This window comes from Arthrobacter sp. B0427-1-12, assembly GCF_059092905.1.
This window is the reverse complement of sequence record NZ_JBNHIC010000002.1, coordinates 94,853-110,286: the sequence shown is the minus strand read 5'-3', so window position 1 is coordinate 110,286 and position 15,434 is coordinate 94,853. Positions and strand designations below refer to the sequence as shown.

Sequence of the window (15,434 nt, the reverse complement as noted above, 5' to 3'; positions counted from 1 at the left end):
CTTTACCCGACCTGCGGATCAAGCACCGCCCGGGCGGCCTCGATCGGATGGTTGGGGTCGGGCTCGCCGTTCTTGAGCCCGACCTTGTACTGGATCATCATGTCGTGGTCCTCGTGCGGCAGGTTGTGGCAGTGCACCATGTACCTGCCTTGCTGGTGTTCGAACTTGGCCAGGACCTGGACCGTTTCGTTCTCGCCCAGGTACACGACGTCCTTGGGGCCGCGCTCATAGGTGAAAGGGGCGCCTCCGTTGCGGTTGAGGATCTGGAAGTCGATCAGGTGGACGTGCAGCGGGTGGAACCATCCTCCGGATTTGTTTTCCAGTTCCCACAGCTCGACGTCGTTGAGGCCGGGGTTGGCGAAGGTCCATTCGAAGTTGCTGGCGATGATGTCGTGCCAGCTCTTGCCGTTGATTTTCCATTCCCCGTTCTGGCGTTCCAGGCGCATGTGCCGCTTGGCCACGGACTGGCCCGGTGTCAGCTGCATGGGCGTGCTGTCCACCAGCAGGTCCGGGATGGTGTTGGTGGTGCCGGCGTCCTGGAACGGCTCGTCGGTCACGTCAAACGCCATGATCTTGTTGGTGTGGTCGTAGTCGATGTTGTTCTTGTTCGACAGGTTCCGCAGTTCGATCCGGGTGCCCGGGGTGTACTTCGAGAAGTCGATGAGGAATTCGTAGCGTTCGGCACCGGCGTGGCGGTAGCTGCCCGCGGCCTGCGACTTGGGCATGAGGCCGCCGTCGGTGGCCACCATGATCATCGGTTCGCCGGTGCTCAGCGTTGGACGGAAGGAGCGGGAGATGGAGCAGTTCAGGAACCGGAAGCGGTAGATGCGGCGCTTGACCTGCATCACCGGCCACGGGACCCCGTTGACCAGGATGAGGTCACCCCACAGCCCACTCTGGGAGTGGTCGTCGTAGGAGGGGTTGCCGTTGCCGGCCAGCTGGATGTCGTTGACGGCCAGCGGCACATCAAACTCGCCCTGGGGCAGCAGGTCCCTTTCGATGGGATCATGCATCAGGTACAGTCCGGCCAGGCCCGAGTAGGCGTTCTGCGCGGTGAAATGCACGCCGTGGTCGTGGTACCAGAGGGTCCGCGCCGGCTGGAAGTTCGGATAGATGTAGTCCTTTTTGAAGCCGGGGTTGGTCACGTCGCTGGCGTAGCCGTCGTACTGGGGCAGGGAGGCGGATCCGTGCAGGTGGGTGGAGGTGTGCATCGGAGTACCGAGAACGGGGTGCTGGGCCGGCAGCTGGTTCCGCATCGTAACCACTGCGCGCGTGCCCTGGTCGACGCTGATCGTCGGCCCGGGGAAGATGCCGTTGTAGCCGAGAACGGTGGTGGCCATCCCCGGGACGATGTTGGCGGTTCCGACCTTTTCGGTCAGCGTGTAGTAGTTGACCGGCTGGCCGTCCGCGTCGATGCCGGTCCGGTCCGGAACCAGTTCAGGCGGGCGGACGAACTCCGCCTGGAACGGCTTCGGCATCCTTGACTCACGCAAGGAACTGGCTGACTTGGCCTGCACGGAGGTCAGCGGTACAGAGACTGCGGCTGCCCCTAGCACCCCGAGTCCGCCCATCGCCAGCACATTGCGGCGGCTGATAGACATAGTGGATACATCCCCTTTTTTGCAGTGGCCCCTTACCATTGGCGGGACGTACATCGGGATGTGGACTGACCCCCGACGACAAACCTACGTACTCGATGTTCGTCTCAGGAAAAGGTTCCTCCCCGGCGCTTATGGAAACCTTGCGAATTCCTCACGGGGGGAAAGCGCGGTTTCGCAGCCTCCGGCCGCCTTCGCCGTAAATCGTCACCGGTGCGTGGGAAGGTGGACCCATGGATGGTTTCATGGTTCTGCTGGTCGTTTTGGGGTTCATCGCTGCGCTGTTGCTGGGGTTGCTGGCCGGAGCGTGGGTAGTGTCCAGGCAGTATGGGACCCGCCTCAGGGAAACGGAGGCCGATTTCGACGGCGTCAGCCGCCGTCTGGGTGAGGTCACGTCCGCGTTGGCTGCCGCCGAAGCGGAAAACCGGCTGCTGACCGGCCACAACGAACGGCTGTCAGTCCAGGCGGCACAGGATAATTCGGTCCTTCAGGCGCTGGCTCCGGTCGCAGAAAAGCTGGCCCATGTCCAGGCCCAGGTGGGCGTGCTGGAACGGGACCGGGTGGAACAGTTTGGACAGCTTGCTGAACAGCTGCAGGCCGCAAGGCATGCGGATGAGCAGCTGCTGTTGACCACCCAGTCCCTTGCGTCGGCCCTGCGCAATAACAGCGCGCGCGGCAAATGGGGCGAAGTGCAGCTTCGACGCATCGTCGAGGCAGCCGGCATGCTGCCCTATGTGGACTTCCAGGAGCAGGTCAGCGCCTCCGGTGCGGACGGCACCGGACGCCCGGACATGGTCGTCCGGCTTCCTGGACGGAAGGAACTGGTCGTGGATTCCAAGGTGCCGCTCAGCGCCTTCCTGCAGGCGCAGGACCTCCCGGAATCCGGTGGCGAACTTGAGGCCCGGCGCCGCAGCGAGCTGCTGGCCCAGCATGCCAAGGCGGTCAAGGCACACGTGGATGCGTTGGGTCAGAAGAAGTACTGGAACGGAGCCGTCAACAGCCCCGAACTGGTGATCTGCTTCATCCCGGCCGAATCTTTCCTCGGAGCGGCGCTCACGGCCGATCCGGAACTGCTGGAGTACGCCTTCGCGCGCAACGTCGCGCTTGCCTCGCCGGTGTCCCTGCTGGCCACGCTGAAGGCCGTCGCATTCACCTGGCGGCAGGACGTGCTGACGGAGAACGCGAAGGAGCTCTTCGAACTCTCGCGCCAGCTCTATGAACGGCTGGGAACTATGGGGGACCATGTCACCAAGCTGGGCAATTCGCTCAAGACCTCGGTGGAGCGCTACAACTCCTTCGTCGGCACGCTGGAATCGCGGGTGCTGCCGACTGCCCGGAAGATCAATGCGTTCGATCCCGCCACGCTCGACAAACCGGCCGCACCGCTCACGGCCGTCGAGTCGACTCCCCGCGTCCTGGGTGCACCGGAACTGCTGGCTGACCCGGAGGCTGCCGAACGCAGCGCATAAGGCGAGCGGCCGGTCCGTGACGCCCTAGGCTCAGCAGCGCAGCGAGCCTACGGCTGCCGGCCGCTGGTGACTTCAAGGTCCGCAAGGATTGCCAAGGCCGTGGCGGCATCGTCCTCCGGAACCAACAAATGGTCGTGATGGTATCCCGCAATAACGTTGCAGCCGATGGAAGCCCGGGCCAGCGCGCTGCTCACGGCCGCCGTCAGTCCGACCGCGTCCAGTGCGGAATGGACTTCCAGAGTGATCCAGCACAACTCAGTTCGAAGGACACCCCGAGTGCCTCCGCATCCGGCCTGGCCAGGACCGCGCTCAGGCCCTCCGCCTCGGCAACCGTGGCCAGGGGCACTGCAGTACCTAGTGCGGCCCGGTCAGGCACGGTAATGAAGACGAAGGAGCCCTGCCGCAGCGTGGGCCGCATGCCCGCCAGCAGCGCGGCGAGGCTTTGGTCCTGCTGCTCCCGCATGCCGGTCAGGACGTCGGACGGGCTCCGCGTCCGCCCAGTCCGCGGGAGGAATCCCCCACGGCTTTGAGCGTAGCCCGCAGTTCCTTGGGCAGCGAGAACAGGATGTCTTCCTCTGCGGTCACGACCTCTTCCACATCGGCGTAGCCGTAGTCGGCCAGCAGCCTGAGGACATCGCGGACCAGCACTTCCGGCACTGATGCACCGGAGGTGATGCCGATGGTGGAGACGCCTTCGAACCAGGACTCGTCGACCTCGTTGGCGAAGTCCACCCGGTAGGACTGCCTGGCACCGTACTCCAAAGCCACTTCCACAAGACGGACCGAATTGGACGAGTTTGCCGATCCGACGACGATGACCAGGTCTGCCTGGGGGGCGATCTTCTTGATGGCGGCCTGGCGGTTGGAGGTGGCGTAGCAGATGTCATCGCTGGGCGGATCCTGCAGCGTGGGGAACCGCTCCTTGAGCAGGTTCACCGTGAGCATTGTTTCGTCGACGCTCAGGGTGGTCTGGGAAAGCCAGATCACCTTGTTCGGATCGCGGACCTGGACCTTGTCGACGTCGTCAGGGCCATTGACAATCTGGATGTGTTCCGGAGCCTCGCCCGAAGTGCCTTCGACTTCCTCGTGCCCCTCGTGCCCGATCAGCAGGATGTCATAGTCATCCTTGGCGAAGCGCACCGCCTCGCGGTGCACCTTGGTGACCAGGGGGCAGGTGGCATCGATGGTCCGCAGGCCGCGGTCCTCGGCCGACTGCACCACCGCCGGGGAGACGCCGTGGGCGGAAAAGATCACCAGGGCGCCTTCAGGCACCTCGTCCGTCTCGTCGACAAAGATGGCGCCCTTTTCCTCGAGGCTGCTCACCACGTGCCGGTTGTGCACGATCTGCTTGCGCACATAGACCGGCGGACCATAGTGCTCCAGTGCCTTCTCGACGGCGATGACCGCCCGGTCGACTCCCGCGCAGTAGCCGCGCGGAGCAGCAAGCAGCACCTTCCGCGGTTTATCCACGGGCGCCGCCGCCGCGACTTCCTCGGGGCTGCGGCGTTTGCGGGGAATGCTGGGCATGGGCACGGAAACGGAGGTGGCGGACATAGCTCCATGCTACCGGCGGCCTGCGGCCAGCCTCGAACCGAGTCCAAGAACCACGAGCACGGCCGCTCCGGCGAGGGTCAGCCCTATCCACTGTCCGAAGCTCTCTGCCACCCGGAAGACCAGGGCCTCCTTGAACGCCTGCGCTGCTTCGCTCCCGGCCGGAGCCTGGCGGAGCGCACTGCTGCCAGCCTGCAGCGCCAGCCAGTAGAGCCCGCCGGTCAGGGCCAGGCCGAGTCCCAGTCCGGTCAAGGCCGCCGAGGTCCGGCGGGCGGACAGCAGCGAGAGCAGTCCGGCAACAACGGCGCCCGCTGCCAGCCACGGCCATACTGCGGCACCGCGCAGCGACTTCACCACCCGCAGTTCATCCGGTCCGGCCGCCGGAACCAGTGCCGGTCCGGGCTCGGGAACCGGTACGCCCAGGACCGTGGAGATTTCCTCCGCCACCAGGGCCACCAGCGGTGTGGCGTCAAGCACCAGACGTTCACCGGCGGTACCGGAGGGGTTCTGCGTTGCTCCCCCGAGGTTCAGTTCATGGGACCGGCGCAGCGTCTCCGACCATGCCTGCTGGTAGCCGGGAAGCTCCGTGACACGGCTGGCGGCTTCCTCCATCATGGGCTGGACCAGCGGGACCAATGCGTCCGGTATGCCGGACGCGGCAGCAGCCTGCTGGGAAATGTCTCGGGCCAACGCCGCCTGGAATTCAGGGTCGGCACCCAGCGGCCCGGCAAGCTGGACGAACCCTTCCTGCGACACAACGTTCCGGTCCAGCCACGCCGCCGGAATGGCGGCCGCGGCCAGGACCAGGGCGACAAGCGCCATCAGGCCGGAAACTACGGTCCGCATGCGTCCTCCCCTCAAGGTCTGCAACACTGAATGAAACTCCGTGCGCGATTCTGCCAGAGTATCCGGAACGCTTTCTGTACGTGCCGTGGCGCCGGCGCAGGTGCGCGTCAAACTGTCCGCGGCACCTGATAGACACTTAATGAGACATGAACAGGTCAGAGTCCCCAGCTTTGGAGCATGAGAACATGAACGACGACGGCGGCGGCCGGTACCTCGGCACGGCGACTTCGGAGCCGGTCACCACCCTGCCGGCCACTGCCGCGGACACGTCCGCGGACCACCCGTGGCCGCTGCACGTGCTGTCCGAAAAGCTGAAGATGCATATTGAAAGGTCGCCCGCCGCCTGGGTCGAGGGTCAAGTGATCGAACTCAACCGGCGGGCCAATGTCTGCTATGTCACACTGCGGGACACCGATGCCGAGGTTTCGCTCTCCCTCACCGTCTGGACTTCGGTCATGAACCGGCTGGCGACCCCGCTGGAACGGGGCGCCCGCGTCGTGGCGCGGATCAAGCCGGATTTCTGGCTCAAGACCGGCCGGCTCTCGATGCAGACACAGGACATCCGCCCCGTTGGCCTGGGCGACCTGCTCGCGCGGATCGAAATGCTGCGGCGCGCCCTGGATGCCGAAGGCCTCTTCGCCGCGGAGCGCAAGCGCAGGCTGCCGCTGCTGCCCCACCGCATCGGACTGATCACTGGCCGCAATTCGGATGCCATGAAGGATGTCCTGCGCAACGCAAAGCTACGCTGGCCGGCCGTCGATTTCGAAATTCGTGAAGTGGCGGTCCAGGGGGTGAATGCCGTGTCCCAGGTTATGGGCGCCCTGGGCGAACTGGATGCCATGCCGGAGATTGACGTCATAATCATCGCCCGCGGCGGCGGGTCCCTCGAGGACTTGCTGCCGTTCAGCCACGAGGATCTGGTGCGCGCCGTGGCCGCGGCGCGCACGCCGGTTGTCAGCGCCATCGGCCATGAAGCGGACCGGCCGCTGCTGGACGAAGTCGCGGACCTGCGGGCTTCCACGCCAACTGATGCGGCCAAACGCGTCGTCCCGGACGTGGGCGAGGAACTCCAGCGGATCCGGCAGGCGCGGACCCAGCTGGACCGCTGCATCGACCATCTGGTCAGCCGTGAAACGGACCGCATCACCGCCATCCGCACCCGTCCCGTCATGGCCCGTCCGGAGGGCATGGTGGAGGTGCGCCAGGACGACCTTCGGCGGTTCCGGGAGCGGGCCCATTCGGCGATCTCCACCGCCGTGAACCGCGACACTGACCGCATCCAGCACCTCCGCGCGCAGGTGCGGGCGCTGTCGCCGCAGAACACGCTGGACCGTGGGTACGCCGTCATCCAGCAGGCTGACGGCAGTGTGGTGCGGATCGCGGATGACGTGGCGTCCGGGGAAGACCTGCGGATCCGCGTCGCCGTCGGCGAATTCCACGCCACGGCGCGGTAGCACGGCGCGGTAGATGGCATCCGCGCTGGACGGCATGCGGCTATGCGCCGTGAGCACCGGCCGGCGTGACCGGCAGGCAGCATAAGCAGTAGACAGTATGGGCAGTAAACAGCCCGGAACGGAAAGAGGCAATCATGAGCGAAAACCCCAACGGCGGCGGACAGCGAACCGTTCCGCAGCAGCCGGCGGCTCCCTCCACGGATGTCGATGGACTGTCCTACGAGCAGGCCCGGGAGCAACTGGTGGCCGTGGTCACCCAGCTGGAGGCCGGCGGCGTGAGCCTGGAGGAATCCCTGGCCCTGTGGGAACGGGGCGAGGCCCTTGCTGCACGCTGCGAAGAATGGCTGGAGGGGGCCCGCCGCCGACTGGAATCGGCGCGCTCGGCGTCAACAGAGGGTAGCCAGGGCTAGGACTCGTCCAGCAGCTTCTTTTCCGCTTCGACGTCGAAGTCCGCCTTCGGCCATCGTAGGTCCAGATCTTCAAGGGCATTGATCATCAACTGCTGGACGGCGATGCGGGCGTACCACTTGTTGTCCGCCGGAACCACGAACCATGGCGCAACGACGGTGTTGGTCCGTTCAATCGCCACCTGGTAGGCCTGCTGGTAGTCGTTCCAGAAGGCCCGTTCCGTTACGTCTGCCGGGCTGTACTTCCAGTGCTTCTCCGGCCGCTCGAGCCGTTCGCGCAACCGCCTTCTCTGCTCATCCTTACTGATGTGCAGCATCACTTTGATGATCCGGGTGCCGGATTCGGCCAGCAGCCGTTCGAAATTGTTGATCGCCGTATAGCGGCGCTCGATTTCCTTCCGGGTCGACAGCGCGTGCACGCGGTGGACCAGCACATCCTCGTAGTGGGAGCGGTCAACGGCGCCGATCATGCCGTGGGCCGGCGCTTCCTTCTCAATGCGCCACAGGAAATCATGCTGGCGCTCTTCGGCGGTGGGCAGTTTGAAGGCGTGGTGTGTGAGGCTCTAAGGTCGACCAGCCCGACGACGTGGCGGACTATGCCTCCCTTGCCGGCAGTGTCCATGCCCTGCAGCACCAGCAGGAGCGAATCGCTGTTGCCGAACCGGCTCGCTGCGAAGAGCTTTTCCTGCAGCGTTGCCAGCTTTTCGCCATACGCCGCCAAGGTGGCTGCGCCCTCCTCCTTGGTCCCCTTGTAACCGGGGGTAGCCGAGGTATCAACCCGCCTGAGCCGGAATCCGTTCCGGACCCGCAGCAGCTGGCTGGGGCTCGACTCGAAACTCCGGACGTTGGTCATGGCGGCGTGCCTACGGCTTGTACGTATCCAGGAATTCCGCCAGCCGACCGACCGCGTCCTCGATGTCCTCGACGCTGGGCAGCGTCACCATGCGGAAGTGGTCCGGCCGGATCCAGTTGAAAGCAGTGCCGTGGGAGATCAGGATCTTCTGCTGCTTGAGCAGGTCCAGCGCAAACTGCTCGTCATCCTTGATCGGATAGACTTCCGGATCGAGCTTGGGGAACAGGTACAGCGCGCCGTCGGCCTGTTCACAGCTGACGCCCGGAATGGCGTTGAGCAGTTCGTATGCCTTGTTCCGCTGCTGCAGCAGGCGTCCGCCCGGCAGGATCAGGTCATTGATGCTCTGGTATCCGCCCAGCGCGGTTTGGATGGCGTGCTGGGCCGGCACGTTGGCGCACAGCCGCATATTCGCCAGCAGGTTGATCCCTTCCAGGTAATCCGCCGCCTTGTGCTTGGGTCCGGAAATCGCCATCCAGCCGCTGCGGAACCCGGCGATCCGGTAGGCCTTGGACAGTCCGCTGAAGGTCAGGCAGAGGACCTCGTCACCCGTCAGCGAAGCGGCGTTGACGTGCACCGCATCGCCGTACAGGATCTTCTCGTAGATTTCGTCGGCAAACACCACCAGATTGTGCTCGCGCGCCAGTTCGATGATGGCCTTCAGAATGTGTTCCGGGTACACCGCACCGGTGGGGTTGTTCGGGTTGATCAGCACGATGCCCTTGGTGCGGGGCGTGATCTTGGCAGCGATGTCCTCGACGTCCGGCCACCAGTGGGAATCCTCATCGCAGAGGTAGTGCACCGCCGTCCCGCCGGCCAGGCTGACCGAAGCCGTCCACAGCGGATAGTCCGGCGCCGGCACCAGCACCTCGTCGCCGTTGTTCAGCAGCGCCTGCAGGGACAGGGTGATGAGTTCGCTGACGCCGTTGCCCAGGTAGATATCATCCACCTGAATGTTTTGGATGCCCCGGCTTTGGTAGTACTGCGAGACGGCTGTGCGGGCGGAAAAGATGCCGCGCGAGTCGCTGTAGCCCTGCGCCGTGGGCAGGTTGCGGATCATGTCCACCAGGATGGCGTCCGGGGCCTCGAAGCCAAAGGGCGCCGGATTGCCGATGTTCAGCTTCAGGATGCGGTGCCCTTCGGCCTCCATGCGCTGGGCGTGTTCAAGCAGCGGACCCCGGATGTCGTAGAGAACATTGTGGAGCTTGGTTGACTGCTTGTACGTTGCCATTCGTTAAGAATGCCACAGCCCAGGCGGTGTCCTCCGACACGACCCGGGCTGTGGCAAGAGCTCCGGCTAGGTACGGCACACGGCTAGGAGGTGATGCCCTTTTCCCTGAGCCAGTCGGCTGCGGCGTCCTTCGGATTCTGCTTCTGGTCGCCACTGACGGCACGATTCAGGCTGATTAGGTCCTCCGTGGTCAGCATCCCGGACACGCGGTTGAGCGCCTCGGCGGCGGCGTCGTCGATCCGGTCCTCCTTCACCAGCGGCAGGACCTGCTGGGCGAGCCAGTTGTTCTTCGGATCCTCCAGCACCACCAGGCCGTTGTCCTCGATGGAAGGCGTCGTCGTGAAAATGTCGGCGACCTGGATCTGGTCGGTGATCAGTGCCTGCAGCGTAATGGCTCCGCCACCGTCGTTGATCGGCTCGAAGGATTTGAATTCGCAGCCGTACTTCTCCTTCAGGCCGGGCAGGCCGTAGGGCCGCTCCGCGAATTCCGCCGGTGCGCCCAGGGTCAGCTCCCCGCAGACCTCGGCCAAGTCCGTAATGGACGCCAGACCGTATTCCTCCGCGGTGGCGGCGGTCACCACCATGGCGTCCTTGTTCTGCGCCTCGGCAGCCTCAAGCACGCCCAGGCCCTCCGGCAGTTTTTCCGGCAGTGCGGCCAGGATCTGGTCCGCTTCCACCATGGTGTTCGCCGGATCCAGATAGCCCAGGAGGTTGCCGGAGTAGTCAGGGATGACGTCGATCGAACCATCCTGCAGCGCCCTGACGTAGATCTCCCGGGTGCCGATGCTCAGCTTCGTGGTCGCCTCGATGCCCGCGGCGTTCAGCGCCCCGGCGTAGATCTCGGCGATGGTCTGGCTCTCCGGGAAGTCCGCGGATCCCACCACCACCGGCGTCGGCGAACCCTCGGCGGCAGGAGCGCTGCCGGTGGACGTCTCCAGCGGACTGCCTCCTCCTGCGCAGGCGCCCAGGGTCAGGACCGCAGAAATTCCGGCGGCCAGACCCAGGACAGCGCGCCGTCCGACCGCTGCTCGGCGCTTGTGCGTCATGCTTTTCCTCCTTGTGCGCCGGCGGTGACTGTGCCACCGCCGGCAGTGGGACCGCCCGCTGTGCGGCGGACCGCTTTCAAACCGGGCGAAATGGCAACTTTCTGCAGAGCGGCAAGCGCCCCGTCCACCACAATAGCCAACACGGCAATCAGCACGCCGCCGCCGAAGACCCGGCCGTAATCGCTCACGGCCAGGCCGTCGATCAGGTAGCGGCCCAGCCCGCCGAGGTTGATGAAGGCCACTATGGCCGCGGTGGCAATCACCTGCAGCACGCCTGCACGGAATCCACCCAGGATGACGGACAGGCCGTTGGGAACCTCGACCCGGAACAGGATCTGCCATTCGGTCATGCCCATCGCCCTGGCCGCGTCCACCACATGGCGTTCGACGGCGGCGATCCCCGAATAGGTGCCGGCCAGCAGCGGCGGGATGGCCAGCAGCACCAGCGACCAGATCGGCGGCATCAGGCCCAGCCCGGCCAGCAGGACGAAGAGGGTCAGGACACCCAGCGTGGGCAGCGCACGCAGCACTCCCGCCAGGGCCACCACGAGGACCCTGCCACGACCGGTGTGTCCGACATACAACCCAACCGGCACCGCGATGAGTCCGGCAATCAGGATGGTCAGTCCGCTGTAGCCCAGATGTTCAGCGAGCCTGACGGGAATTCCCGCGCTGCCGGTCCAGTTCGCCGGATCCAGCAGCCACTCGGTCCCCTGGACCAGCGGATTGCTGCTCGAGTACTCGGTCACCGGGCCACCGTCCGGAGTGCCTCGTCCGCAGCCGCGCTGCCGCCGTCGTTCTGCGGGAGCGCAGTCTGTCCGCGGGGCACCTTGCCGGCCCGCGTCCATCGTGTCAGCACCCGTTCCAGCAGCACCAGCAGCACATCCATGACAACGGCGAGCACCAGCGTAGCCACGATGCCCACCATAATCTCGGTCAGGAAGGCCCGGCGCAGGCCGTCGGTGAAGAAGAAGCCCAGGTTCGGGATGCCGATGATGGCGCCCACGCTGACCAGGGAAATGTTGCTGACGGAGATGACGCGCAGCCCGGCGAACAGCACCGGAACGGCGAGCGGCAGATCGACGGTAAGGAAGCGCCTCAGCGGCCGGTAACCCAGGGCGACGGCGGCCTGCCGCACGCTGTCATCCACGGAATTGAGCGCGTCCAGGGTCGAGCGCACCAGGAGCGACACGGCATAGACGGTCAGCGCCACCAGGACATTGGCCAGGTCCAGGATCCTGGTGCCGAGAACCGCCGGCAGCAGCACGAACAGGGCCAGCGACGGCAGCGTATAGAGCAGCGAGGTAGCCGGCAGGATGATACCGCCGGCGGCCTTGCTGCTGCGGGCCAGCTGGGCCAGCGGCACCGCGATGACAACGCCAAGGATCAGCGGAACAACGGACTGGTACAGGTGCAGGCCGGCCAGTTCGGCGACCTGGCCGAAGTTGTCAAGGAACCACTCCATCTCAGGCTTCGCCGTTCCTGCGCCGGCGCGACTGCTCGATCAGTTCCAGCACCTCGGCGGGACGGACGACGCCGGCCAGCCGGCCGCCGTCGTCGACCGCCACTCCCAGCCCCGAGGGCGAGGAAAGCGTCGCATCCAGTGCCCGGCGCAGGCTCTCCCCGCTGCGGTACAGGGATCCGCCGGGCACGATCCGGTCGGCAGCAGGTCCGGCTGCCCCGCCGGCCGGCGGAATCCAGCCCTGGGGGCGGTTGTCCCCGTCCACTGCCACGGTCCAGGCGGCTGTCGGTCCGGAACCGGTCGACCCGGCGGCTGTACCGGCTGCCAGCCCCTCCAGCGTTGCGGTCGGCACCGGATGCAGCCGGACCGCCTGCCCGTCTTGGAAGGACAGATGCCGGAAGCCACGATCCCGCCCCACGAAACCGGCTACGAAGTCATCCACGGGCGCACGCAGGATTTCCTCCGGCGCCGCATACTGCGCCAGCCTGCCGCCCGCTGCGAACACCGCGACGCTGTCGCCGAGGACCGTGGCCTCGTCGATGTCATGGGTGACGAACACGATCGTCTTGGCCAGGTCCCGCTGCAGCCGGAGCAGCTCTGCCTGCAGTTCCGCCCGGACTACGGGATCGACGGCGCTGAAGGGTTCGTCCATCAGCAGGATGGGCGGATCGGCGGCCAGGGCGCGGGCCACACCGACCCGCTGCTGCTGGCCGCCCGACAGCTGCGCCGGATACCGTTTGCCCAGATCCCCGGCCAGCCCGACGACGTCGAGCAGCTCCGCGGCGCGTCGCCGAGCGGAACTGCGCCCCTCACCGTTGAGCCTCGGTACCGTGGCGATATTGTCCAGCACGGTCCGGTGCGGCAGCAGCCCGGAGGACTGCATCACGTAGCCCATGGAGCGGCGCAGCCTGGCCGCTTTCTGCCCGGCGACATCCTGCCCGTCGACCAGGACGGTGCCGGACGTCGGCTCGACCATCCGGTTGATCATCCGCAGTGAGGTCGTCTTGCCGCAGCCCGAGGGTCCGACGAAAACCGTGATGGCGCCCCGTGCGATGTCCAGGTTCAGGTTGTCGACAGCGGGAGCGCCGCCGGCGTAGCTCTTGGTAACGCCCCGGAATTGGATCATGGGGCCGCCGGCCCCGCCGTCAGTCCGCCGGCTCTCCTGCCCTGCAGTAGAAGTTACTGGTGTCAAGGCTCGCCTTCCGTCCCGTGGCCGTAGGTACCAACGTATTGCACCCGGACTTTGCCCGTCCAGAAAGCGGGATGCTCCCGGTTCTTCTCGGGCCCAGCGGGACCTATTCAAGCCCGGGTCTTGACGCCCAGGCAACATCTATTGTTAAGTGCTTAACAATATGGAAATCACCCAGTTCACGTCCTTCAAACTCCATCAGGCAACGGCGCTGATCGACCGTGTGGCGGACAACTACCTGCAGAGCGTCCACGGGATCCGCTTCGCTCCCTATCTGGTGCTGCTCATGGTCAAGGTTCTGGGGCCAACGGACCAGCAGTCGATCGCCACCGCCCTGGATGTCAGCCGGGCGTCGATCACCCAGCGGGTTGGGGCGCTGCGGGAACGGGACCTCCTCCGGGTGGAACCCAGTCCGGCGGATCCGCGGGCGAACCTGGTCAGCCTCACCCCCGAAGGGGAAAGGCTGGTCGATGCTGCCTGGCAGGGCCTGGACCGGGATCTTGCCCAGGTGGATGAAGGCGTTGACGAAGCGGCGCTGGCCGCGCAGCTTGACCGCCTCATCCACAATTCCCTGGCAGTCCTGGCGAAGCAGCAAGGCCAGCAGCCCATACCCGTCTCCTGGAACCGCGGGAACAACCCGGAAGGACCGCATCGATGAACGGCTCACCCATCAATTACCAGGAATTCCATCCGGAGGCCGCCCAGACGGTCGTCTTCCTGCACGGCGGGAATGTGGCTGGCTGGATGTGGGAACCGCAGATCACGGATCTGGCGGACTATCACTGCCTGGCCCTTGACCTGCCCGGCTACGGTGCCGGGCGGGCGCAAAGGTGGGAGAACATGGCGGCCGTCGCGGACCAGGTCGCGGACCTGATCCGCGGGCAGGCGCACGGCGGCCGGGCCCACGTTGTCGGGCTGTCGCTGGGCGCCGTGCTCGGCGCGCACCTGGCGGCGCGGCATCCGCATGAGGTCCGTTCAGCTTTCCTGGCCGGCGGCCCGCTGGCCAAGGCCGGACCGCTGACGAAGCTGCTCCTGCAGATCCAGCTGAAGGCGTGGGACTACCGGTGGTTCTGGAATGTCGCCGGCCGCGGATACGGCATGACCGGCCAGGACCTGGAGCTGTTCACCGAGACGGCCCTCGGGGTCACCAAGGACAACCGCGAACGGATCTTCCCGGAGGTCTATGCCGGTTTCCCGGTCGATGTCCTGGCAGCCATCAGCACCCCGGTGCTCTACGTGGCCGGCGGCAAGGACGCAAAAATCGTCAAGGCTTCGCTGCCCATGGCGGCCCGGCACATTCCCGGAGCAAAGGTGGCAGTGGCCCCGGGCATGCACCATCAGTGGAGTGCCGAGGACAGCGGGCTGTTCAACCGGTCACTGCGCGTCTGGCTGGCCGAAGGACGGGTCAGCGGCGAGCTGAACGACGCCGTGGACGGGATCCCTGGTCAGAAAGCGGATGTCCGCTAGCCCCGCACCGGACAGCAGCGCCAGCATCCGGTCCTGGAGCAGCGGATTGGCGGCCATGCCGCCGCCCACGACCACCGGGCCTTCCAGGTCCAGCTGGTCCGCCACCTGCTCGGCCAGCGCGCACAGGTGGATAGCGGCGGCGTCGAGGACCGCCAGGCTCGGTCGATGGCCGTCCGCGGCAGCTGCATAGACCAACTGCGCCTTCGCCGCCCAGTAGCCGCGCCCGGTTCCACCGTGGAACAGCCCGATCAGTTGTCCCGGCTCATCCAGCCCGCAGTCCCGCAGCAGGGACACCGTGAGCCGGTCCGGATCGTTGCCCTGATTGAACTGGCGGAGCGCATGGCGGACGGCCTCGCGTCCGATCCAATAGCCGCTGCCCTCGTCCCCCAGCAGGTAGCCCCAGCCGCCCGCGCGGGCCTGGGCACCGGCGTCGTTCATTCCCCAGGCGACCGTGCCCGTGCCGGCGATGACCGCGATGCCGGTCCGGGCTCCCCCGGCGGCCAGGATCAGCCGGGTGTCATGGACGACGTCGATCCGCGCGCCGGGTGCGTGCGGCGCGATCAGCGCGGCGAGCCGCCGGGCATCCTCGGGCGTATCAACGCCACCGGCACCGGCAATCACCCGGTCCACCGGTTCCGGACCCAATGCGGCGAAAAGGTCGGCGAGCGCCTCGCGTGCCTGAGCTACCGTCACGTTCTGGACGTTGGCGCTGCCGGCCTTCGCTTCCGTGACCGGCCGCCCGCTGCGGAACCTGATGCCGTGGGTCTTGGTGCCGCCAATGTCCAGCCCGACCAGCTCGTGCCCACCTGTGTCCCGGACGGCCGGCGTCGTTTCCATGCGCCCAGCGTACCCACTGCGGAAGCC

At 66.2% G+C, this 15,434-nt stretch carries 16 protein-coding genes and 1 pseudogene; 5 read left to right on the top strand and 12 right to left on the bottom strand.

All coding sequences use genetic code 11. The annotated features are described in order from the left end of the window. Nucleotides 1-2: 2 nt before the first annotated feature. Nucleotides 3-1,601, bottom strand: a complete 1,599-nt coding sequence (locus AC5RWU_RS02725; RefSeq protein ID WP_494028071.1) for a multicopper oxidase family protein — start codon at nt 1,599-1,601, stop codon at nt 3-5. Nucleotides 1,602-1,831: 230 nt separating this feature from the next. On the opposite strand from AC5RWU_RS02725, the gene AC5RWU_RS02720 reads away from it, so the two are divergent. Then, a complete protein-coding gene (locus tag AC5RWU_RS02720; RefSeq protein ID WP_494028072.1) occupies nt 1,832-3,067 on the top strand; it encodes a DNA recombination protein RmuC in 1,236 nt (411 codons plus the stop codon). 47 nt (nt 3,068-3,114) lie between these two features. On the opposite strand, the gene AC5RWU_RS02715 is transcribed toward AC5RWU_RS02720, so the two are convergent. The 4 genes from AC5RWU_RS02715 to AC5RWU_RS02700 are packed head-to-tail and all read right to left on the bottom strand — an operon-like array spanning nt 3,115 to nt 5,464. Continuing rightward, nucleotides 3,115-3,321: an ACT domain-containing protein gene (locus AC5RWU_RS02715; protein WP_494028073.1), complete on the bottom strand. Its 207-nt coding sequence runs from the start codon at nt 3,319-3,321 to the stop codon at nt 3,115-3,117. After that, complete coding sequence (locus AC5RWU_RS02710; protein WP_494028074.1) at nt 3,270-3,530, bottom strand: ACT domain-containing protein; 261 nt, start codon at nt 3,528-3,530, stop codon at nt 3,270-3,272. Before AC5RWU_RS02710 ends, AC5RWU_RS02715 begins: the two co-directional genes overlap by 52 nt. 5 nt (nt 3,531-3,535) lie before the next feature. Next, nucleotides 3,536-4,621, bottom strand: a complete 1,086-nt coding sequence (locus tag AC5RWU_RS02705; protein ID WP_494028075.1) for a 4-hydroxy-3-methylbut-2-enyl diphosphate reductase — start codon at nt 4,619-4,621, stop codon at nt 3,536-3,538. A gap of 9 nt (nt 4,622-4,630) precedes the next feature. Beyond that, entirely contained in the window at nt 4,631-5,464 is an 834-nt protein-coding gene (locus AC5RWU_RS02700; RefSeq protein WP_494028076.1) for a hypothetical protein, read from the bottom strand. Between the two features lie 185 nt (nt 5,465-5,649). Here AC5RWU_RS02700 and xseA point away from each other — a divergent pair, with 185 nt between their 5' ends. Both xseA and AC5RWU_RS02690 read left to right on the top strand, forming a co-directional pair. Beyond that, nucleotides 5,650-6,918 (top strand): exodeoxyribonuclease VII large subunit, encoded by a 1,269-nt coding sequence (gene xseA / locus AC5RWU_RS02695; protein ID WP_494028143.1) that lies wholly within the window; start codon nt 5,650-5,652, stop codon nt 6,916-6,918. Between the two features lie 134 nt (nt 6,919-7,052). After that, entirely contained in the window at nt 7,053-7,328 is a 276-nt protein-coding gene (locus AC5RWU_RS02690; protein ID WP_494028077.1) for an exodeoxyribonuclease VII small subunit, read from the top strand. Here the strand turns inward: AC5RWU_RS02690 and AC5RWU_RS02685 are convergent. The 6 genes and pseudogenes from AC5RWU_RS02685 to AC5RWU_RS02660 form a co-directional block, all read right to left on the bottom strand. Beyond that, nucleotides 7,325-8,178, bottom strand: a pseudogene (locus AC5RWU_RS02685) (PPK2 family polyphosphate kinase). The gene AC5RWU_RS02690 and the pseudogene AC5RWU_RS02685 overlap by 4 nt on opposite strands. 10 nt (nt 8,179-8,188) lie before the next feature. Further along, nucleotides 8,189-9,406, bottom strand: coding sequence for a pyridoxal phosphate-dependent aminotransferase (locus AC5RWU_RS02680; RefSeq protein ID WP_494028078.1), 1,218 nt, complete (start codon nt 9,404-9,406; stop codon nt 8,189-8,191). A gap of 83 nt (nt 9,407-9,489) precedes the next feature. Further along, the gene (locus tag AC5RWU_RS02675; protein WP_494028079.1) at nt 9,490-10,452 is read right to left on the bottom strand and encodes an ABC transporter substrate-binding protein; all 963 of its coding nucleotides are present in this window, start codon (nt 10,450-10,452) and stop codon (nt 9,490-9,492) included. Beyond that, a complete protein-coding gene (locus AC5RWU_RS02670) occupies nt 10,449-11,201 on the bottom strand; it encodes an ABC transporter permease (protein WP_494028080.1) in 753 nt (250 codons plus the stop codon). Before AC5RWU_RS02670 ends, AC5RWU_RS02675 begins: the two co-directional genes overlap by 4 nt. Continuing rightward, complete coding sequence (locus AC5RWU_RS02665) at nt 11,198-11,917, bottom strand: ABC transporter permease (protein ID WP_494028081.1); 720 nt, start codon at nt 11,915-11,917, stop codon at nt 11,198-11,200. Before AC5RWU_RS02665 ends, AC5RWU_RS02670 begins: the two co-directional genes overlap by 4 nt. A 1-nt stretch (nt 11,918) precedes the next feature. Beyond that, the gene (locus tag AC5RWU_RS02660; RefSeq protein ID WP_494028144.1) at nt 11,919-13,040 is read right to left on the bottom strand and encodes an ABC transporter ATP-binding protein; all 1,122 of its coding nucleotides are present in this window, start codon (nt 13,038-13,040) and stop codon (nt 11,919-11,921) included. Nucleotides 13,041-13,266: 226 nt separating this feature from the next. Here AC5RWU_RS02660 and AC5RWU_RS02655 point away from each other — a divergent pair, with 226 nt between their 5' ends. Together AC5RWU_RS02655 and AC5RWU_RS02650 are read left to right on the top strand one after the other, a co-directional pair. After that, nucleotides 13,267-13,761, top strand: a complete 495-nt coding sequence (locus AC5RWU_RS02655; RefSeq protein WP_494028082.1) for a MarR family winged helix-turn-helix transcriptional regulator — start codon at nt 13,267-13,269, stop codon at nt 13,759-13,761. Further along, nucleotides 13,758-14,570, top strand: coding sequence for an alpha/beta fold hydrolase (locus AC5RWU_RS02650; RefSeq protein WP_494028083.1), 813 nt, complete (start codon nt 13,758-13,760; stop codon nt 14,568-14,570). The genes AC5RWU_RS02655 and AC5RWU_RS02650 overlap by 4 nt, the downstream gene beginning before the upstream one ends. Here AC5RWU_RS02650 and AC5RWU_RS02645 read toward each other — a convergent pair. After that, complete coding sequence (locus AC5RWU_RS02645) at nt 14,478-15,407, bottom strand: N-acetylglucosamine kinase (RefSeq protein WP_494028084.1); 930 nt, start codon at nt 15,405-15,407, stop codon at nt 14,478-14,480. The genes AC5RWU_RS02650 and AC5RWU_RS02645 overlap by 93 nt on opposite strands. Nucleotides 15,408-15,434 lie beyond the last annotated feature (27 nt).